The 21,020-nt window shown below is 71.1% G+C and carries 12 protein-coding genes and 2 tRNA genes; 6 read left to right on the forward strand and 8 right to left on the reverse strand.

Translation table 11 applies throughout. The features are described 5' to 3' along the window. Positions 1-7 precede the first annotated feature (7 nt). The 3 genes from K7C98_RS30655 to K7C98_RS30665 form a co-directional block, all read right to left on the reverse strand. Entirely contained in the window at positions 8-1,600 is a 1,593-nt protein-coding gene (locus K7C98_RS30655) for a lamin tail domain-containing protein (protein ID WP_224195354.1), read from the reverse strand. A 455-nt stretch (positions 1,601-2,055) separates the two neighbouring features. Next, positions 2,056-3,801 (reverse strand): hypothetical protein, encoded by a 1,746-nt coding sequence (locus tag K7C98_RS30660; RefSeq protein ID WP_224195355.1) that lies wholly within the window; start codon positions 3,799-3,801, stop codon positions 2,056-2,058. Between the two features lie 56 nt (positions 3,802-3,857). Beyond that, the gene (locus tag K7C98_RS30665; protein ID WP_224195356.1) at positions 3,858-5,231 is read right to left on the reverse strand and encodes a hypothetical protein; all 1,374 of its coding nucleotides are present in this window, start codon (positions 5,229-5,231) and stop codon (positions 3,858-3,860) included. Positions 5,232-5,525: 294 nt separating this feature from the next. Between K7C98_RS30665 and K7C98_RS30670 the strand changes: the two genes are divergently transcribed. Both K7C98_RS30670 and K7C98_RS30675 read left to right on the forward strand, forming a co-directional pair. Then, positions 5,526-6,050, forward strand: coding sequence for a hypothetical protein (locus K7C98_RS30670; protein WP_224195357.1), 525 nt, complete (start codon positions 5,526-5,528; stop codon positions 6,048-6,050). 143 nt (positions 6,051-6,193) lie between these two features. Next, positions 6,194-7,909, forward strand: a complete 1,716-nt coding sequence (locus K7C98_RS30675; RefSeq protein WP_224195358.1) for an OmpA family protein — start codon at positions 6,194-6,196, stop codon at positions 7,907-7,909. Positions 7,910-8,160: 251 nt separating this feature from the next. Here K7C98_RS30675 and K7C98_RS30680 read toward each other — a convergent pair whose 3' ends face one another. Beyond that, positions 8,161-8,526 (reverse strand): cupin domain-containing protein, encoded by a 366-nt coding sequence (locus K7C98_RS30680; RefSeq protein ID WP_224195359.1) that lies wholly within the window; start codon positions 8,524-8,526, stop codon positions 8,161-8,163. Between the two features lie 110 nt (positions 8,527-8,636). On the opposite strand from K7C98_RS30680, the gene K7C98_RS30685 reads away from it, so the two are divergent. Together K7C98_RS30685 and K7C98_RS30690 are read left to right on the forward strand one after the other, a co-directional pair. Beyond that, positions 8,637-9,524: a CAP domain-containing protein gene (locus K7C98_RS30685; RefSeq protein WP_224195360.1), complete on the forward strand. Its 888-nt coding sequence runs from the start codon at positions 8,637-8,639 to the stop codon at positions 9,522-9,524. Between the two features lie 53 nt (positions 9,525-9,577). After that, positions 9,578-11,851, forward strand: a complete 2,274-nt coding sequence (locus K7C98_RS30690) for a response regulator (protein ID WP_224195361.1) — start codon at positions 9,578-9,580, stop codon at positions 11,849-11,851. 65 nt (positions 11,852-11,916) lie between these two features. Here the strand turns inward: K7C98_RS30690 and K7C98_RS45115 are convergent, their stop codons facing one another. Next, the gene (locus tag K7C98_RS45115; protein ID WP_224195362.1) at positions 11,917-13,539 is read right to left on the reverse strand and encodes a hypothetical protein; all 1,623 of its coding nucleotides are present in this window, start codon (positions 13,537-13,539) and stop codon (positions 11,917-11,919) included. 640 nt (positions 13,540-14,179) lie between these two features. Between K7C98_RS45115 and K7C98_RS30700 the strand changes: the two genes are divergently transcribed. After that, positions 14,180-14,250, forward strand: a tRNA-Cys gene (locus tag K7C98_RS30700). A gap of 25 nt (positions 14,251-14,275) precedes the next feature. Next, positions 14,276-14,346 (forward strand) — tRNA-Cys (locus K7C98_RS30705). Between the two features lie 151 nt (positions 14,347-14,497). Here K7C98_RS30705 and K7C98_RS44040 read toward each other — a convergent pair. The 3 genes from K7C98_RS44040 to K7C98_RS30725 all read right to left on the reverse strand — a co-directional run bounded on the left by K7C98_RS44040 (position 14,498) and on the right by K7C98_RS30725 (position 20,911). Beyond that, positions 14,498-17,332 (reverse strand): serine/threonine-protein kinase, encoded by a 2,835-nt coding sequence (locus K7C98_RS44040; RefSeq protein WP_263429956.1) that lies wholly within the window; start codon positions 17,330-17,332, stop codon positions 14,498-14,500. Between the two features lie 173 nt (positions 17,333-17,505). Further along, positions 17,506-18,792, reverse strand: a complete 1,287-nt coding sequence (locus K7C98_RS30720) for a dicarboxylate/amino acid:cation symporter (protein WP_224195363.1) — start codon at positions 18,790-18,792, stop codon at positions 17,506-17,508. Positions 18,793-18,931: 139 nt separating this feature from the next. Further along, positions 18,932-20,911: an IgGFc-binding protein gene (locus tag K7C98_RS30725; RefSeq protein WP_224195364.1), complete on the reverse strand. Its 1,980-nt coding sequence runs from the start codon at positions 20,909-20,911 to the stop codon at positions 18,932-18,934. Positions 20,912-21,020: the final 109 nt, after the last annotated feature.

Below are 21,020 nucleotides of genomic sequence, written 5' to 3' on the forward strand. Positions count from 1 at the left end.
CGCCTTGTCAGGGCACGTTGGCAGCGCCGGGGGTCGGGGTGGCCGACAGCGCCCAGTCGGTGGCGGCGTCGTTGCCGTCGAAGCCGTTGGGCAGGCGCACGAGCGAGCGGACCTCGATGTTGGAGTCCTGGATGTTCATCGGCAGGACGGTGCCCTCGACCAGGCTGACGACGCCGAGGCCGGCGATGCCGGTGTTGGCCATGGTCATCGCGCCCTCGTAGCTGAGGGCGTCGACGAGGGTGGTATCGCGGACGAGCGCGATGCCGTCGGGCGAGCCGTTCTGGACGCGGTCAGCGTCGCCGCTGAAGTTGATCTTGAGGACGCCCGCGGGGATGACGAAGCTGGGCTTGGCGAGCACCAGGTACTGGCCGGGCTCGATGGCGCCGGCGGGCGAGAGGTCGTAGGTGGAGTACGCCTTGTTGTCGCTGCCGCTGATGAGCACGACCTTGTGACCGGCGAGGTCGATCGGCTGGGCGCTGGTGTTGAGCAGCTCGATGAACTCCTCGCTGTCGCCGTCGATCTGGTCGTAGTCGACCTCGTTGATGACGAGGCCCAGGTTCGAGCACGGCTCGCAGTCGGGGCCGCCGCAGTCGACGCCGGTCTCCTGGTTGTTCTGGACGCCGTCGTTGCAGCCGGCGCCGACGCACACCCCGTCGGTGCAGTCGCCGCTGGCGCAGTCGGCATCGGTCAGGCAGGCATCGCCGGTGCCGCACGGGTCGCAGTCGGGGCCGCCGCAGTCGATGTCGGTCTCCTCGCCGTTCTTGGCCGTGTCGTCGCAGGTGGCCGGCGAGCAGACGTTGTTGTCGCACACGCCGCTGGCGCAGTCGTCGGCGCTGTCGCAGCTGTCGCCGTCGATGCACTGGTCGCACGTGGGGCCGCCGCAGTCGACGTCGGATTCCTCGCCGTTCTGGACGGTGTCGTCGCAGGTTGCGGCGACGCAGATGTCGTCGGTGCAGACCTTCGACAGGCAGTCGTCGCCGTCGACGCAGGCGAGCTCGTCGGCGCAGGCCGGGCACTCGTCGCCGCCGCAGTCGATGTCGGTCTCGTTGCCGTTCTTCAGGCCGTCGCCGCAGCCGGGCGGGGTCACGCAGAAGCCGTCGACGCAGCTCTGGCTCGCGCAGTCGGTGTCGGCGAGGCAGGCGCCGCCGTCGGCGCAGGGCGAACAGACCCCGCCGCCGCAGTCGATGTCGGTCTCGTCGCCGTTCTGCTCGCCGTCGGCGCACTGGTCGGGCGCGTCGGTGGTCGAGGAGGTCTCGGTGTCGGTGCCCGACGTCGTGGTGGTGGTGTCGGTGGTGTCGGTGGTGTCGGCGGTGTCGGTGGTGTCGGTGGTGTCGGTCGCCGTGGTCGTGGTGGTGGTCGACGTGTCGGTCGAGGTCACCGCCTCGGTGGTGGTCGGCTCGGAGGTCGAGGTGGTCGAAGTCTCGGTCGTCGAGGTGGTCGGCGGCTCGGTGGTGGTCGGCGGCGCGGTCGACTGCGTGTCGTCGGTGGTCGACGTGCTGGTCGACGTGTCGGAGGTGCTGTCCGTGTCCGCCGGTGCAGGATTGCTGCACGCGGGCAAGACGAGGAGGGCGAAACCAAGACGATAGGAGAGCTTCGACATGGGCCGGAGGGTAGCGGAAAGCCGGGCGCGCGGCGCGACCGGGGTGCCGCGGTACAGCGAGATTTCTCCGCCTCTCGGCCGCGCAAGGCGGGGGCGATGTGGCCACCGCCGTCCAAAATGCCTGCGCGGACGATCGACCGTCGTGGCCCCAGGTCCGACGCGGGTCGGACGTCATGCCGCGGTCGGCTCGCGGCTGCAGGGCGGCCAGGTGACACGTGTCCACGCATACGCGGCCCGGGCATGGCGGCCGAGCCCGGTGCGATCTCCATCCGCGTCGTCGTTCCGCCGTCGCAGAAGACGCATGAATGACATGAGGACGTCGGTGGCGTGATTCTCTCGCGCGGCGGCGACCGCACGGACGACGTCACCGGGGCCGCGAGCACAGCGCAGCGAGCGTGCGAATGAGGTCGCGCCGTGTCGGCTCAGCTCGCGGTGATGCGCGAGCGGCCGAACTCTCACGGGATGTTGATCGTCTTGAGGTTCATGCCGCCGGGGTAGGCGTAGGCCGACTTCTCCGGGTTGCTCTTGTTGTAGCCGACCACGACGATGTTGAACGGGTCGTCCGACTCGGCGACGTAGGTGCGGGCCTCGTCGCCGTCCATGAGCTGGACGTCGGCGACCTCCCACCGGTTGTCGGGGCCCACGCCGTTGATGAGCTTGTAACCGGTGACGACCTCGCCGTTGATCGTGACGTCGGCGGCGTCCTTCCTGCGGATGATCTGGGCGTAGTTGAGCTCGTAGTTGATGCCGGTGACGACGACGTAGCGTTTCAGCCACTGCTCGACGGCGACCATCTGGTACATGGCCGGATCGCCGATGCTGTTGGCCTGCTGCATGCCCGCCAGGTACTGCACCGGCAAGATCGGTCCCGTCGCGGTGAAGATCAGGCTGGCGCCGTGCGGGGCCTCGATCTCCCAAAAGCCGCCGCGTTTCAGGAGATGGGGCTGTTTGGGCTGTTGGGGCGTGAAGCCGGCCTCGTTGGACTCGACGGTGACGAAGACGTTGTCTTCGCCGTAGTAGACGCGCCAGTAGTGCTTCTCGTTCGCGCGCACGGGCGAGTTGGGGCCGACGTACTTCTTGCCCCAGTACTCGAGCGGGATCATCTGCTCCTGCAGGTGGTTGCAGTAGCCGACGTCGTGCGGCACGAACGCGCACTCGGTGGCGCCGACGACCCAGATCTTCTTGTCGGCGGTGACGACGGTGCCCGACAGGTCGTGGTGCTCGCTGTCTTCGGGGTGGGTCTCCGACGACGCGCCGACCTGCAGCACGTCGAAGCGGTTGAGCACGATCGAGTGCTTCTCGCCGGCCGGGACGGCGGGGACGAGCCCGCCGTAGGCGGTGTCGCGCGGGGACACCCACTCGACCGTGGTGCCGTCCTCGATGGCGATGACGTTGAAGTAGCTCGGGCGGCCGTTGAGGAAGACGGGGTCGACCTTGTCGGCGAAGCCCGGGTACGAGGCGATGACGTAGTCCTGCCGCAGCGTCGGGATCGGCAGCAGCATCGACGAGTCGTTGCTGGCGGTGTTTTGCAGGGCGGAGTGGAGGTAGGCGGTGAGCGGGATGTCGCTCTCGGCGCGGAACACCCCGCCGGTGCGGAAACCGCTGTAGTCGGTGATCGGGTCGGCGACGAGGTCGAAGATGTGCGACTCGCCCGGCGCGAGGAACACCGGCTCGAACAGCGGCTCCTCGACGAAGCTGTTGGGCGGCGTGAAGTACAGCTGGACCTGGGCGGTGCGCTGCGGGTCGGTGTTGCCGACGATGATGACGTCCTTGTCCTCGGGCTTGTAGTTGTGGCTCGCCATGCGGATGGCGAGGAACTCGCAGCCGACCGAGGTCGGGTTGTCGATGCGCTCGCACGGGCCGATGCAGAAGGCCGTGCCCTTTTCGACGTCCTCGACGCAATCCTCCTGCTCGGTGCAAGAGGTCGACTCCCACGACAGACCGGTGTCCTTGCACTCCTGGACCACGCCGGGGTTCTTCGGGTCGCAGCGCAGCTGGCCCGGGTAGCACTCGAGCATGAAGCCGGTGGTGGTGAGGTCCGGCGTCGTCGTCGGCGGCGGGTCGCTGGTGGCCGAGGTCCCGGTGGTGTCCTCGCCGTTGCTGTCGGTCGAATTGCCGAGCAGGCCGGGGCAGCCGGCGAGGAGGGGCAGGGCGGCGAGCGGGGCCAGGAGCGTGACGAGAGGGCGTTGGTGAGGTCGCATCGTATCGGCTCAGGGTTAAGGGTAGAGGAAGGTCGCGCGGCGGGCCGCGCGCTGGCTCAGTTGCCCTCGGCGGTGAGGACCAGGAAGTCGAGCAGGATGTCGACCTTCTTGTCGTCGACCGTGAGGCCGGTGGCGTCGAAGATGATGTTCTGACCCTCGACGGCGAGCTCGTTGTAGTTGACCGTGATGCCGATCTGGTCGGCCAGGCTGGTCTTGAAGTGGTCGACGAGGTCCTTGTTCTCCTCGACCAGGTCCTTGTTGTCCTCGTAGAGCTCGCCGACGCCCTCGCCGTCGAGCACCCGCAGCTCGTCGGTCGGGGTGACCGTGATGCGGTCCTGGAGGCCGTCGCTGTCGACGAGGTCGAGCCGCAGCACGGTGACCGCGTCGGCGAAGCCGCAGTACTCCGCCTCGCCGTCCTCCGAACCCTTGATGCGCCACACGCGGAAGTTGACGTCGAGGTCGGTGGCGCCGATGGCGTTCTTGCTCATGCTGGTCAGCGTGATGCCCTGCGGGCCCTCGGGGTCGGGCTCGCCGTCGTCGTTGTAGCGGCGCGGGATGACGCCCTCGGCCATCATCCGCTCGGCCATGCCGAACAACAGGCCCGGGTGCATCTGCACCGCCATCATCGCGCCGTCCGGCAGGGCCTGGCCGACCTCGAGCGCGACCGCCTTGGGCAGGGCGAGGTTGGTCTGCATGCCGAGCGAGATGACGCCGGTCTCGGGGAAGATGGCGAACTCCCTGGCCGCGACCTTGACCGAGTTGGTGCCGATGGTCCACGGCGCGAAGCGCATCAGCTGGACCGGCTCCGACTGCTCGCGGATGAGCTCCGTCATCTTGATCGCCAGCGCCTTCTCGAACTCCGGGTACTTCTCGCTGACGAAGCCCATCGCCGAGATCGACATCTGGAGGATCGTGAGCTTGTCGTAGGCGGCGATCAGCGCGGTGGTGTCGGCCCCGAGCTCCTCGAGGCGCAGCGGGATGCTGATCTCCGACTTGCCGGTGCCGGCCAGCTGCGACTTGCCCTCTTCGGTGAGGGCCTGGACGTTGAAGTCGACGGCGAAGACGACGCAGCGGCTGCACTTGTCGAGCTCGCTGGTCAGCCGGAGCTCGGTCTTCTTCGGGACGATCTCGAGGGCGAGGCCGAACAGCTCCAGGTTGCCGCCCGCCACCGGATTGGTGTCGCTCGTGATGCCCTTGATCAGCTCGGCGATGCCGAGCTCGGAGATGACGAGCGCCATCGGGAAGCTGGGCTTGTCGGGGATCGCGTCGAGCAGGACGCCCTCGCGCGCGGCGGTCTCTTCGAACGCCGCCCGGCGGTCGCCGCAGTCGAGCTCCTCTTGCTGGCCGCGGACGCACGACTCGAGGTCGCAGGCGGCGCCGAAAGCGAGGACGTAAGCGAGGCCGGTGGAGGCGAGGCGGCGATGGCTCATGGCAGATGATCCTTAAGACAGGAGGGGCGCAGGTGGCGAGTTTTGCCCGCGTTCGAGGGAGGGAAGACGCGGGCGCAGGGGGCGACTGAAGACGGGTTATGGCCCCAGGGCGGCGCTGGGCTCCTCATTTTGGCACCTTTTCGCCGCGAGTGACAAGCGAGGCGAGTTCGCGCGCGCGGCGGGCTCCGGCGCGGCGCGGGTGGATGACGCTAGCGACAGAACGGGTGTGGTCCCGCCTACACGGGCAGTCGGGAACATTTGGTCGGCTTGGCCGCCGCTGGTATTGTGCCGGAGATGACCCGGGCGCACACCCTCCTGCACCTCTCGGATCTGGCCGCAGTTCGGGCCGTCGTCTGGGCTGCGGCCGTGGCGCTCCTGGGCCCCGCGTGCAACTCGGACGACCGCGAGCAGTTCACCAGCTCGACGTCGGGGACGACGGAGGTCGACCCGACCGAGGTCCCGACGTTCACCACCGCCGAGCCGATGGACACGACGATGTCCGAGCCGCCCGCGCCGTCGCCCGACAGCTGCCGCGACGGGATCAGCTGCGTCGTCAACTGCGCGCTCACGATCCCCAGCCCGACCCCGCCCGAGTATCCGTGGCAGGAGTGCTTCTTCGACAAGTGCCTGACGGAGCTCAACGCCGAGGAGTGGCTCAAGCTGTTCGACCTCGTCGAGTGCGTGGTCGGGGTGTGCACGGCCACGCCCGAGTGCATGGAGGGCGACGACGAGAAGTGCAACCTCTGCTACCTCCTCAAGCTCGGCACCGCCATTCCGCCGCCGGAGGGGTGCGAAGACCAGGCGAACGCGTGCAAGTAGGGCCGCCGCATGCGCCTGCGCTTCGGGGTCGACTGTCCATACGGACAGGTCCGCTTCGGTGTAGCTCCTCGCCCGTTCCTGAAGCCCCCCATCGTCCGCTTTTCCTGTAACCTGCTCGCTGTCACCGAAGCCTCGGCCGCCGCATGACCCTCACTCCCAAGCCTCGCACCGCTGCTCTGATCCCCGCCGGCGTGCTGCTCTTCGCGGCGCCGGAGGCCCTCGCCCAGGAGCCCGCGGCCGGCGAGGCGGCGCCGACCGAGGCGGCCCCGGCCGAGGCCCCGACCGAGGCCCCGACCGAGGCGGCCCCGACGGAGGCTGCGGCGCCCGCCGACGCGACGCCGAAGGCCGAGCCGGCGGCGTCGGCGAGCGCGGGCGGGGGCAAGGCGGCGGTCAAGGTCGACGCAGCTGGCCCGAAGGCCAGGAAGGGCAAGCGCCAGCCGCCCGCCGGGGTGATCCTCGACGAGAAGACGGGCAAGGTCAAAGACACGCGCAAGTGGATCCACCGCTACTCGCCCGAGCGCCACCTGATCGAGCTCGGCGTGTTCGGCGGCCTCAACCTGCCGCCCGACGACCACGACCTCTACAAGCCGATCATGGGCCGGCCCGACGAGCACAAGCCGCTGTGGCGCCTGGGCCCGACGGTGGGCGCCCGCCTGGGTTACTTCCCGCTGCGGATCTTCGGCGTCGAGGCCGAGTTCTCGGCGGTGCCGACCTACGTCCGCAACGTGCACAACAGCCCGGCCTTCGTGTACGGGCTGCGCGGGAGCGCGGTGCTGCAGCTGCCGTACCGCGTCACGCCGTTCTTGCTCGGCGGCTACGGCATGCTCGGCATCAGCTCGCCGGACAAGGGCCTCGGCAGCGACATCGACCCGGCGGGTCACTGGGGCGGCGGCCTCAAGATCTTCATCTCGCGCATGGCGGCGTTCCGCGTCGACGCGCGCCACATCATCTCGGCCAAGGCGGCCAAGCAGGCGCCGCTGTTCACCAGCCACGCGCAGGTGACGGTCGGCTTCAGCCTGGTGCTCGGGCGCGTGCGGCCGCAGCCGGCCCCGAAGGACCTCGACTGGGACAAGGACGGCGTGCAAAACGACGTCGACAAGTGCCCGAAGCTGGCCGGCGACCCGCCCGACGGCTGCCCGTCGATCGACTCCGACAACGACACCTTCCTCGACAAGGACGACAAGTGCCCGTTCGAGGCCGGCGTGGCGCCCGACGGCTGCCCGCCGCCCGACACCGACAAGGACGGGATCATCGACCCCGACGACCAGTGCCCGACCGAGCCGTGGCCGGAGCCGCCGGGCTGCCCGCCGCCGCCCGACACCGACGGCGACAAGATCATCGACACGCTCGACAAGTGCCCGATGCACCCCGAGTCGTACAACGGCTTCGAGGACGACGACGGCTGCCCGGACAAGCTGCCGGAGAAGGCCAAGGAGTGGGACAACCGCCCGCTCGAGGGCATCAACTTCGAGACCCGGTCGGACAAGATCAAGAAGGGCTCGGAGAAGACGCTCGACCGCGCGGTCGCGGTGCTCACGGAGTTCCCGAGCCTCAAGATCGAGATCCAGGGCCACACCGACGACGTCGGCGGGCGCGAGTTCAACCTCGACCTGTCGCAGCGCCGCGCCGACTCGGTCAAGAACTACCTGGTCGAGAAGGGCATCGACGCCTCGCGCATCAAGACCAGCGGCTTCGGCCCCGACCGGCCGATCGACCCGGCCAAGACCTCGAAGGCCCGCGCCAAGAACCGCCGCATCGAGTTCAAGGTGCTCATCGACCGGCCCGAGGGCGCGGCCTCGAGCGACGACGGCGACGCGCCGAGCGACGCCGGGACCCCGCCGGCCGGCGGCGGCAAGTAAGGACCTGTCCGCAGGGACAGGTCCGCGAACGGCGGCCCGGGGCGGCGCTCCGGGCCGCTGGCTCGTTTCGCCTGCCCGAGAGGACAGGTTGACTCGGAGCGGGCGCGGCGGCGGCGGCGCCGCTGCGTTGTCCGCACGATCGCCCCCGTGCCTTTCCGCTCGTCGCTGCGGCGCTCGCGGCGTCTGCCCTTTCGGGCATGCGCTTTCGAGCATGCTCCCGCGCCCATGTCCGTGAGGACATGCCCGGGCGGTCAGGCCTCGTCGCGGTGCACGGTGGTCGGCGAGAAGGCCGGCAGGCACACGGCGATGTACTCGGCGCCGTCCGGCCCGGGGGTGCTGTAGCGGACGTGTTCGCCGCCGCGGACGAGCACGGCCTGGCCGGCGGCGACGTCGAGGGTGCCGCCGTCGTGTTCGACGCGGAGGGTGCCGCGCAGGACGAGCGAGTACTCGTCGAACTCGGGCCGTTGACCGCGCTCGCGCCAGCCCGCGGGCGAACGCATGTGGGCGATGCTGACGGCGGTCGCGTGGGTATTGACGCGGCCGACGTACTCGTCGATGAGCTTGGGGGGTTCGCCGTCGGCGACGACCCGCGTGGGCTGGGCGATGAGCTTGGGCATGGTGGAAGCGTAGCCGGCGGTTCGCGCGCCTGTTGTCGTCGAGAGGCCCCACGAACTGGGGCGTCGATGAAGGCTTGAGGTCGACGCGAGCGGGAGGCTAAGGTGGCGCCATGCTGAGATCGCTTCGTCTCTCGGGTGTCGCGCTCGCGCTGGTCGTCACCGGCTGTTACTCGGGCCTCGGCGCCGACGACTCGTTGCCGGGGATCTCCGACGGCGCGAGCGACGGCGACAGCGACGGCACGGGCGGCAGCGACGTCTCCGGCGGGGGCGGCGGCTCGATGTCGGGCGCGAGCGCGGACCCGGGCGAGACCACGGATGACGACGCGACGACCTCGCCGGCGGCGACCACCGGCGGAGAGCCCGCCACCACGACCGCGCCGGACGTGACGAGCGGTCCGGATACGACCACCGCTCCCGACCCGAGCGACGGCACGACCACGAACGATCCCTCCTCTACCGGGACCACCGGCACCACCACGAGCGATCCGAGCACGACGTCGACCACGGGCGCGCCGGTCGATCCCGACGTGCCGGACGGAGTTCCGTACTGCGAGCCGGCCAACGGCTGGGACCCGGCGTGGAAGCAATTGGAGGAGGACATCCTGGCCGCGGTCAATCAAGTGCGGGCGCAGGGCGCGAACTGCGGCGGAAAGGGCGACTTCGGGCCCGCCGGCCCGCTGACGATGGACCCGGCCTTGCGGTGCGCCGCGCGCATGCACTCCAAGGACATGAACGACCGCGACTTCTTCGACCACACCAATCCGGACGGCGAGCCGCCGTGGGACCGGATGGGCAAGGCGGGTTACGGCAACTACAGCAACGCCGGCGAGAACATCGCCGGCGGGTCGCCCGACGCCGCCGGAACGATGGACCAGTGGATGAACAGCGACGGCCACTGCGCCAACATCATGAACCCCGACTTCGAGCACATCGGCGTGGGGTACTACCCAGGCGGCCAGTGGGGCCACCTGTGGACGCAAGTGTTCGGTGCGAAGTAGCGCGCGCGTAGCATTTTTGCCGCGCCTCCGGCTACCATGTGCGCCGTCCGGGCATGCCGAACCTCGTGAGCGCGAGCGTCTCCCGCCTCCTCGATCTTTCGAGCGACTGGCTCGCCGTCATCGGCCCGAGCGGCGAGCTGCAGGCGGCCAACGTCGGCCTGCGCCAGATGTTCGGCGACCCGCCGCTCGGCATCACCTTCGTCGACCTGCTGCGCCCGGTCGATCAGCCGGCGTTCCTCGACGCCTGGCGGCGCGCCTGCGGCGGCGAGACGGCGCGCGTGGTCTGTCGCCCGCGGGCCGGCGAGCTGGCTGTCGCATGGACCATGGTCCAAGAGCCAGGTTGTGAAGAGGTGTGCGTGGTCGGTCGCCCGGCCGAGGACCCGCGCGCGCTGCAGGGCGAGGTGCTGCGCAGCGTGGTCGCCAACGTGCCCATCGTGCTGTTCGCGACCGACGCCCGCGGGGCGCTGCTGCTGCTCGAGGGCCGCGGGCTGGCGGCGCTGGGGCTCGAGCCGCGCGGCTACCTCGGCGAGCCGGTGTACGAGGTGTTCGCCGGGCTGCCGGCGCTGCTCGACGGGGTGCGGCGGGCGCTCAAGGGGCTCAGCCTGCGCGGGGTGTTCGAGTTCACCGACCGCCACTTCGAGACGTGGACGGCGCCGTTCCACGACGCGCACGGGACCCAGCTCGGGGCGATCGGGGTGGCGACGGACATCAGCGAGAGCGTGCGCTCGGAGCAGCGGCTGCGCGAGCTCAACGAGAAGCTCGAGGTGGCGCGCGACGAGGCGATCGAGGCCAGCCGGGCCAAGAGCGCCTTCCTGGCCAACATGAGCCACGAGCTGCGGACGCCGCTCAACGCGATCATCGGCTACTCGGAGATCGTGCTCGAGGAGCTGCGCGGGCGTCGCGACCAGGTCGCCGTCGACGTGCACAAGATCCACGGCGCCGGCAACCACCTGCTCGGGATCATCAGCGATATCCTCGACCTGTCGAAGATCGAGGCCGGGCGGATGGAGCTGCACATCGAGACGTTCGCGGTGCAGAACATGCTGGCCGACGTGTGCAACACGGCCCAGCGGCTGATGTCGCAGAACAACAACGCGTTCGACCTCCACCTCGCCGACGACCTCGGCGAGATGACGGCCGACCTGACCAAGGTGCGGCAGGTGCTGTTCAACCTGCTCAGCAACGCGGCCAAGTTCACCGAGCGCGGGCGCATCGCCCTCGAGGTGCGCCGGCTGCCGAGCGCCGCCGCCGAGGCCGGCGAGCCGCGCGACCGCAGCCAGGACTGGTTCGAGTTCGTGGTCGCCGACAACGGGATCGGGATGTCGGCGGAGCAGACGAACCGCCTGTTCCAGACGTTCTACCAGGGCGACTCGTCGACGACCCGCAAGTACGGCGGGACCGGGCTCGGGCTGGCGATCAGCCGCCGCTTCTGTCAGATGATGGCCGGCGAGATCGCGGTCGAGAGCACGCCGGGCACCGGCTCGACGTTCCGCGTGCGCCTGCCGGCGCGGGTCATCGGCCAGAGCCTTCCGGCCGACGACGGCGCGCGCGAGCCGAGCCTGCCGCTCGGGCCGCGCAGCGAGGCGGCGCCGCAGGCGATGCTGGTCATCGACGACGACCCCAACGTCTACGACCTGATGGAGCGGATCTTGAGCCGCGAGGGGCTCGAGGTCTACGGCGCGGCCACCGGCAAGGAGGGCCTGGCGCTGGCGAAGCGGCTCAAGCCGGTGGTCATCGCGCTCGACATCATGATGCCGGGCATGGACGGCTGGGCGGTGCTGCAGGCGATCCGCGCCGACCCGGACCTCAAGGGCACGGCGGTGGTGGTGGTCAGCATGCTCGACGAGAAGCCGCTCGGGCTGGCGCTCGGCGCCGACGACTACCTGACCAAGCCGCTGCGCCGCGAGCAGCTGGTCGCCTGCATCCAGCGGCTGGTGCCGGTGCGCGACGGCTACATCCTGGTCGTCGAGGACGACGAGGGCCTGCGCGAGCTGCTCCAGCGCACCCTGCTCGAGGAGGGCTGGTCGGTCCGCGTGGCCAGCACCGGCCCGCAGGCGCTCGACCTGATCGAGAAGAGCCGCCCGGGCCTCATCCTGCTCGACCTGAAGATCCCCGAGCTCGACGGCTACGAGGTGCTGCAACGGATCCGCAGCCGCCCCGAGTTCGTGCGCGTGCCCGTCGCCGTGATGACGGCCTTCGAGCTGGCCCGCGACGACTGGGAGCGCCTCGGCGGCCGCGTCGAGCAGGTCATCCAGAAGGGGATGTACTCGCGCAACCGCCTGATGCGGGAGATCCGCCGCCTGGCCGCGCACTTCGTCCGGCGCTGAGCGTCGGTCCCCGGGGACATGTCCGGGCGGGCATGCGTTTCAGGACATGCCCTGGCGGGCATGTCCTAGGCGCCAGACAGCTCGCGGGCGCAGGCGGCGCGGCGCTCGGGGGTGAGGTCGGGCGCCAGCTCGAGCTGCTGGACGGACAGCTCCTGCTCGCCCTCGGGCTTGAAGGTGATGAGCTTCTCGCGCTTGCCCGCCAGGACCCGCAGGACATACGGCACGGTGGAGTCGCCGGGCTCGCCGGCCTCGCGCCGGACGATCTTCATGCCGTCGCGCAGGCCGGCGCGCCAGGCGGGGGAGCCCTTGCGCAGGCCGGTGATGACGCGGCCGGCGGCCTCGGTGGCCTTCACGTCCCAGCCGCGCTCGAAGCTCCTGCGCGCGGTGGTGACGACGCGGACGCACTCGCCGAAGGCGTCGGCGGGCAGGGAGATCGCGGCGCCCTGGTCGACGAAGCGCGCGAGGTCGGCGGTGAGGTCGGGGCCGCCGAGCTCGCGGTACACCGGCGGGAACACGCGGGCGGCGTCGGGCGCGAGCTTCTCGGCGGCGGCCTGCACCCTGTCGCGCATGGCCTTGAGGACATCGTCGAGGTCGCGCGCGCCGGCGGTGGCGCGGCGCAGCTGCTGGTCCCACAGGACGGCGAGCAGCGAGCCGCGGCGGTAGGGCAGGTGGTTGAGCGCGGGGTCGTTCCAGTAGTCGGCGACGATCCGCGCGTTGGGCAGCTCGCGCGCGGGCGAGGTCCAGTACTCGACGAGGGACTCGTTCCAGGCGGCGACGAAGTCCTCGAGGCTGTAGAGGCCGGCGCGCAGGAGCAGGCGCCAGGTGTAGAACTCGGTGAAGCCCTCGGAGAACCACTTGCCGGCGGCCTCCTCGGGGCCCTCGGCCTGGCCGCCGAGCTGGCGCGCGTTCCAGGTGTGGAAGTACTCGTGGCCGAGGAGGTGGCGCAGGCGCGCGAACGGGGCGTCCTCCGACATCGACAGGGTGAAGGCGTCGGTGCGCCCGGTGCCGCCGAGCGACAGGCTGCCCTCGACCTTCTTCTGCGGCGCGAGGGCGATCAGGAACGGGCCGTCCGTGACGCCCCAGAACTCGCGCTCGGCGGCGATCACGGCGAGCGCGAGGTCGAAGAAGGCGTCGTGGCTGAAGGTGAAATTGCCGAGGATCGCCACGCGGATCTGCCCGCTCGCGTCGCTGCGGGTGTGCAGGCCGCGGCCGCCGATGACGACGCTCTCGAGGACGTCGCCGACGACGCCCGGACGCGCGCCCGCGAGGTGCTCGAGGTCGGAGGCGAACTGGAACCCGTCCGGCGCGTCGTGCCAGCGGAAGGTGGCAGGGTCGTCCTCGCGGCCCTCGGGGAAGATGAACAGGGTCTCGCCGAACAGATCGAACCAGTCGGGGCGGATGATCGGTTTGAAGGGTTGGCCGTCGTCGGAGGTCGGGTCGTGGTCGAAGCCGGAGACGACGCGGTAGCGGACCACCAGCGGGGCGTTCGCGGGGTGCTCGACGATCCGCCGCACGGGGCCGTCCTCGCGGACGTCGGTGGCGCCGTCGATCTCGAGATCTTTGATGAAAGTCCACAGCTCGCGGGCTCCTCCCCACTCCTCGGGGAGCTTGAGGCGCGTGGTGCCGGAGAGGTCGCCGCGCAGGCGCAGCTCGACCCGCAGGGCGACGAGGGCGCCTTGCTCGAACACGGGCGCGAGGGCGTAGGCGACCGGCTCGCGGGCGGGTGCTCGCGCGGGGGCAGGCTCGGGGGCGGGGGCAGGTGCGGCTCGCGGGCCGGCGCAGGCCGCTGCGAGCGCGAGGACGGGGAGGCATCGGCGAAGGAGCGCGAGGGCGTTGCTGCGCGGCACGAGGGGGCGACAGTAGCGGGGCGCACAGGTCGGCTCAAGGCGTCGGCCGCGAGCGGGCGATCGGTGCGCGAGGACACGGTGCGGCGTGCGCTCGAGATGGCGACAGCGGCGATTCGTGGCAGTGCGTGCGGCCGACGAACAAAAATCGAAGGTCGTGAATCGCAGGAGTTGACGGGGTGGCGTGTCGGTGGTAACCCATTCGCATCATGCCCGGTGTCGCCACCATCGACCTTTCGCAGCGCGCGCGCTTTCAGCCGCGGCTGGCGACGTCGTTGTGTCGACGCTGAGGCGGCGGCTCGGTCCGAGCTGCAGGTAGTCGCGGTAATTCGGCTCGTGGGCCCGGTACGCTTGCGCGTGGATGCAAAGCGGCCGGCCGGACTCGACGTGCAACACTCGCGTGAGTCGAGCCCCGCCGCAATCGCATGATTCGCGGCTTCGCATCCTCGCGGGCGCGCATCCTGACGCCGCCGAATGCTCACTGGGTCCTGTGTCCGAACGGCCAGGTGCTCGACTGCAACTCGAGCTATTCGGGTTCGAATCCCGACGGGACCTTTAATTTACTAGTTCGCGGAGAGACGGTCCTGTGATTGAGCGGCCAGGTGCTCGACTGCAACTCGAGCGACTCGGGTTCGAATCCCGACGGGACCTTTTAAAAAAATGCAGCCTGGGGCGGCCCTTCTGTGCCAGGGCGACGCTGTGGCTCGAAGGACATGTCGGGGAGAACATGTCCTGGCGAGCGACTCGGCCGCCACGCCGAAGGGCGCGGCGGCCGAGTCGAGGCGGCGAGACCGCGCTCGGCTCAGAGGGTGATGCCGTTGCCGGCGCAGGCGCTGTAGACGGCGCTGCGGCGCGCGCCCGAGAGCTGCTCGGCGGCGGAGCGGGCGTTGTCGGCGTTGCCGGACTTGCAGGCGGACACGCCCATGAGCTCGATGGCCTCCTGCGTGCGCGCGAGCGTGTTGGCCTGCTTGGCGAGGCTGTAGGCGAGCGTGTAGTTGCCCTGCGCGGCGGCCTGGCGGGCGCGGTCGAGGGTGTCCTTGGCCCTGGTCGCGTTGTCCTCGACCGGCTTGACCGCAGGCGCGGGCGCGGACGCCGGCGTGGGCGTAGGAGCCGGGAGCGAGGTACCGGCCTCGGCGGCCTTCTTGTAGGCCTCCTCCTGGGCCTTCTTCGCCTCCATGTGCTTGCGCACCTGGTCGAACAGGTCCTCCTCCTCCTCCTCGGGCTCGGTGTTCCTGCGCTGCTTCTTCTTCTTCTTCTTGGGCTCTTCGGCCTCGGGCGGCGGCTGCGGCTCGGGGTCGGGCGGTGGCGCGACGATCGCCGGCGTCTCGACCGGCGGGGCCTCGACCTTGACCGGCGGCGTCGGAGGCGCCTCGACCTTGGTCGGCGGCGGCGACTTCGGCTCGGTCTTGGCCGGCGGCTGGGGAGCCGCGCGACCGGCCTGCGGCGCGAGCTCGGGCTCGGTCTGGATGTAAGCGGCAGTCCCGGCGGCGATGGCGGCACCGAGGCCGATGATCGCGAACCACGGGGTCCGCCGCTTCGGCAGCTCGGCGATGATCGACTCGGTGGGCCGCATCTCCGCGCTGGAGGTGATCCGCTCGGACGATTGCCGGAGCGCGGCGGCCCGCAGGGCCTCGGGCGGGACGTCGGCGGCCACGGCCTTGCGCGGGGCGGTCGCCGGGGCGGGCGCCGCTTCCTCGGGCGGCGGTGTCACGGGCGGCGAGACTGCGGCGATCTCGGCCACCGGCGCGGGCGCACGGGCGGAGTCGGCCGGCGCAGGCGCGCGGACGGAGTCGCCGGCCGCAGGACCACGAACAGAGTCGCCGGCCGCGGGACCACGGCCCGAGTCGGCGGGCACGAGCCCGCGGGCGGACTCGGCAGCCGCAGCGGCGCGCGCGAGCTCGCTGGCGCGGAGCCGGGCCGACTCGCCGGGCGCGGGGATCCGGATGATCTCGGCCGGACGCGGGGGCTCCTTGGGCCTGTCCGCAGGGTCAGGTGTGGGCTGCACCGCGGTGACCACCGCGGGAGCCGGCTCAGGCGCAGGCGCAGGCGCTGCGGCAGCGACGGGCTCGACGGGCGCGGGGGCCGGAGCGGGCTCGGCAGGCGCCGGGACGGCCGCGGCGATCGGCTCGGGCGCGGGCGGAGGTTGAGGCGGCGCGGCGGGCGGAGGCGGCGGCGTTGCGGCTGCCGCCGGCGCGGGCTCGGGCTCAGGGGCGGGCGGGGCCGCGGGCGGGGGCTCGGGCGCAGCGGCGACCGGCTCGACGGGCTTGTCCGCCGGCTTGTCGGCTGGCGCTTCGGACATGGCCGAAGGTGCAGGTGCCGCGGGGGCCGGTTCGGGCGCGCGGGGCTGCGGCGAGGGGATCAGCGTCGGCAGCGAGAGCGTCGGCGGCCGCTTCGGACCGACCAGCGGCGGCGGGGCGATCGCGGCCGGAGGCGGCGGCGGGGCCGGCGGGGGCGCGGGCGCGTCGACCACGCGCATCACCACGGAGGGGGCGATCTTCGCCGGGGCGGTGCTGGGGGTCGGCGCCGGCGACTCCTCGACCACGGCCCCCGCGGCGGCGGCCGAGCTGACCGGAGGGACAGGTGCCGAGAGGGTGTCCGAAGAGACAGGGAGCGTCGAGGCCAGCGGCTTGGCCGGGGCCGGCGGGGGCGGGGCCGGCGGAGGCGGGGCCGGAGGCGGCGCAGGCTCGGGCACGGCGGCGACGGGGGCCGCCGTGTCGCTCGCGTCGGCGGGGATCGCCGAGAGGGCGGCGGCGAACGCCTCCATGCTCGGGTGGCGATCGGCCGGCGACTTGGCCAGCGCCTTGAGCACGACCTCCTCGACCGCGGCCGGGATGTCGGCGTCGGGCGCGACCTGCCGCAGCGGGGTCGGCGTGGCGTGCAGGTGCTGCGCGACCAGGCGGATCGGGTTGCTGTCGTTGAACGGGAGCCGACCGGTGAGCAGCTCGTAGGCGATGATGCCGAACGAGTAGACGTCGGTGCGGATGTCGATCGGCTCGCCGCAGCCCTGCTCGGGCGCGGCGTAGCGGGCCATCTGCGCCCCGACCTCGCCGGCGCCGGGCCCGAGGTTGGCGGCGATGTGCTCGAACACCGCCGTGCTCACGATCTTGATCGCCTCGTTCTTCGGCCGGTTGCGCACCGCGTAGCAGTGCTGGGCCTGCAAGGTGCCGAGCACGATGCCGCGCTCGTGGAGCGCCTGCAGGAGCTGGCTCAGGCGGATGAAGAGGTGGCGGGCTCGCGACCACGGCAGCCGTCCGCCGCGCTCGAGCATCGCCGAGAGGTGGTCGCCGTCGAGGAAGTCGGTGACGATGAAGAGCTCGCCCTCGAGGGTCATGCCGACGTCGAAGGCGTCGACGAGGTTGACCAACGCATCAGGCTGCTGCTGCTGGACCTTGATGTTGCGGTCGATGCGAGCGCGGATCCGCGAGACCAACGCGGGGTTCTGGGCCAGGCTCGGTACGAGGATCCGGATCGCGACCGGACGATTCATCAAGAGGTCGTCGGCGCGGTACACAGCGCCGGTCGAACCCTGACCGATGGATTGGGTGATCCGGTAGCGGTTGGCCAGCAACGTGCCGAGAAGCGCAGAACGAGGCTTCCACGCGGCGACGTCGCCGGCCTGCTCGAGAGAGGACGCCATGGAGCACTAACATACCGAGTTCTGTGGGCCCCGACGACGGGTCCCGGCACGCCTCGTCGCGGTTTCGATGTGCGATCGAGCGCGCAGGCGTCGCGCTCGCGCGGCTCCGGGCCGACCCGAGGCGCGCGGCGTGTGGGGGGCATGGGCCGCACCACCCCGGGTGCGAGCTGAGCTCACCTGTCTGTTGGAACAGGTTTAGACAGGAGATCCGGGCTCCACAGGCCCTCGCTGCGGGCGACGAAGGCGGCGGCGACGTGGTCGCCGAGGACGTTCACGGCGGTGCGCGCCATGTCGAGGATCCGGTCGATGCCGATGATGACGGCGATCCCTTCGCCGGGGACCCCGAACATGGTCAACATCCCGACGAGCAGGGGGACCGATCCGCCCGGGACGGCGGCGGCGCCGACCGAGGTGAGCACCGCCATGGCGATGACGACCGCCATCTGGCCGAGGCTCAGCGTCACGCCGAACACCTGACACAGGAAGATCACCGTGATGCCCTCGAACAGCGCAGTGCCGTTCATGCACATGGTTGCGCCCAGCGGATAGACGAAGCCGCAGATCCGCGGCGGGATGCCGAGGTTTTGCTGGCCGACGAGGAGGTTGGTCGGCAGGGTCGCGCTGCTCGAGGAGGTCGAAAAAGCGGTGACGAGCGCGGCGCGGATCCTCGAGAGGAAGATCCGCGGGCTGACGCCGACGAGGGCGCGGATCACGAGGCCCATGGTGCCGAGGGCGTGCAGGAGGAGGGCGGCCAGCACGAGCGCGACGTAGACGCCGAGCGGGGCCAGCAGGGCGAAGCCGAACATGGCGGTGACGCCGAAGATCAGGCCGGCGACGCCCCACGGCGCCAGCTTCATGGCCATGTCGACGATCGCCGAGATGACGTCGGCGAGCGCCTCGAGGAAGCCGATCATCGACTTCTGCCGGTCCTCGCGGATGAGGGTGATGCCGGCGCCGAACATCAGGCCGAAGAAGATCACGCCGAGCATGTCGCCGTCGACGGCCGACTTGAGCGGGTTCTTGGTGACGATGGCGATGAAGGTGTCGACGCCGAAGCTGGTCGGCGCGGGCGGGGGGCCGCTGGTGCGCGCGTACTGGGCGACGAGCTCGTCGCGCACCGCGGGCAGGACGTAGGCGCCGGGGTCGACGACGCTGACGAGGAACAGGCCGAGGGCGGAGGCGAGCGCGGTGGTGACGAGGAAGAAGCCGAGGGTCTTGACGCCCATGCGTCCGGCGCGGCGGATGTCGCCGACGCCGGCGACGCCGAGGGCGATCGAGGCGAACACCAGCGGCATCACCACCATCGACAACATGCGCAAAAAGACCTGTCCGATCGGACCGGCGATGTAGGTCAGCGCGAACTTGACGAGGCCATGGTCGGCGCCGAGGCCGAGGTTGGCGGCGAGGCCGAGAGCAGCGCCGACCGCGAGGCCGAGCAAGATCCGGGTGTGCAGCGGCATGCGGCGCGCATGGTAGGCGAGGTCGGCCGTCGCGGGCGCGGGGGCCAGGAGACTCACGCCGGCAGGGGCGCCCGGGCCGCCGGGAAGGCCGCTCCTGCGCGGGCCGGCAGGGGGACCGAAAGCTCGCGGCCGGGGTCGGTCAGCCCGGCGCGATCTCCTTCAGGGCCATGCCGCCGGGATAGGCGTAGGACGCGCCCTGGGCCTCGCCGACGACGACGATGCCGAAGGTGGTGGTCTGGGCCGAGGCGGTGTTGGTGCCCGGCTCGCAGTTGCCCTCGCCGGGGTTGATGTTGACGACGGCGGTGACGTACTGGGTGCCGGCGATCTGCTGCCAGTCCGCGTCGGGCACGGCGCCGAGGCAGCCGAGCTCGACGTTGTTGTTCATGGCCTTGCGCACCAGCCGGACGTTGTCGTTGGCGTACGAGCTGTCGACCAGGAACACGTAGTCGCCGAGCCACTGCTCGGTCGGGACCATCAGCACCATCGAGGGGTCGCCGGGGTTGCCGTCGACCGGGACGCCGGGGGCCTCGGAGCCGTACATGTAGCCGGCGACGAGGATCGGGTTGCTGGACTGGATGCGGAAGTCGCCGCTGGCGCTGAATTGGATGAAGCCGCCGGCCGGGATGTCCTGGGTGGCGTCGACCAGGCCCTCCGGCTTCGGCGTGAAGGTGACGGTCGCGCCGGTCTCGCGCGCGAGCACCCGCCAGTACATGTCCTCGGTGCCGCGCTTGGGGCTGCGCAGCGCGACGTACTCGACGCCCCACGTCTCGACCGGGAAGATCTGCTCCTCGAGGTGGTCGCAGAACGTGACGTTCTTGTTCGGCACCTGCCCGCAGGTGTGGCCGCCGAACACCGCGATCGGCTTGTCGGCTTCGATCTCCGAGCCGGTGAAGTCGCCGCTGCTGCTCTGCAGCTGGATGTAGTCGTAGCGGTCGAGCTGGACCTCGGTGACGACGCCCTTGGTCATCGCCGGCATGCCGCCGAGACCGGCGGCGACGCTGACCGTCGGCTTGATGGAGATCTTGGTGTCGTCGGCGGTGGCGACCACGACCAGAGACGAGCCGCTGCCGAGGCCCTCGCCCCAGGCGAGGTGGAAGTAGCGGGTGCCGAGCGCGTGGGTCGGGAGCAGCAGCGAGGCGTCGGTGGTGAAGGCGAGGGCGCCGCCGAGCGGGTTGAATTGGGTGGCGACGATCGGCAGGTCGCTGACGACGCGGAAGGCCCGGCCGCCGGCGATGCCGGAGCCGAGGAAGCCGGCGTCGCCGGGGTAAAAGCCGCTCTGGGCGTTGCTGGTGCCCGACAGCAGGAAGGTCCGGACCTGGCGCGGGGCGATCACGCCGCCCAGCAGCTTCTGCTCGCTGCCGCTCTTGGCGTCGAAGATCTCGACGTTGACCGGCTGGGTGGCGCTCGGGTTCGAGATCGCGATCGCGTAGACGAAGGCGTCGCGCGGCGGGACGTTGGCCATGTCGACGGCCCAGAACTCGCAGCCGAGGCTCGAGTCGCGCTTGGCCACCACGGCGCAGGCCGGCTGGCAGCTGCCGACGTCGGCGTCGCACAGCTCGTCGCCGTCGCAGGCGTCGGGGGCGTCGTAGCCGGTGCCGTGCTCGTTGCAGGTCTGGCGGCTGTTCGAGCCGACGCACACCTGCTCGCCGGGGGTGCAGATCACCGCGCTGCAGCCGCCCGACGCGGCGTCGCACGCCTGGCCTTCGGGACATGTGATTTGCTTGGGCGTCAGGCAGCCGCAGGTCTCGAGCGTCATGGCGTCGACGCAGGTCGGCGGCGCGGCGCAGTCGCACGGCTGGCAGGTCGTCGCGCCCGCCTCGCAGCCGGTGCCGGCGGGGCAGGGGTCGTTGACCCAGTTGCCGCCGACGCACAGCTGGTGCTGCTCGCCGTCGCAGCGCTCCCCGACGCCCTCGCAGGTGGTGTCGGTGGTCGGGGGGTCGTTGGTGGTCGGGCCGGCGCTGCCGGTGGTGGTCGTCGGGTTGGTGGCGTCGGTCGGGCCGCCATTGGTCGCCGTGGTGGCGGTCGTCTCGCTCTCGTGCTCGGTCGTGGCGGTGTAGGGCGGGGGGCAGCCGGCGAGGGCGAGAGCCAGGGTCGAGCAGGCGAGCCGGCGTAAGTGCATGGTCCGATGGTGCCGCGCCCGCCGCGGCGCCACAAGATCCAGGCGTCGGGGCGACAGGTCCGCAAACATGCGCCCGGGATCGGCCCTAGGCCTCGTATGTCCTTCTGGA

The organism is Nannocystis pusilla, from assembly GCF_020073745.1.
Lineage (GTDB): Bacteria > Myxococcota_A > Polyangia > Nannocystales > Nannocystaceae > Nannocystis > Nannocystis radixulma.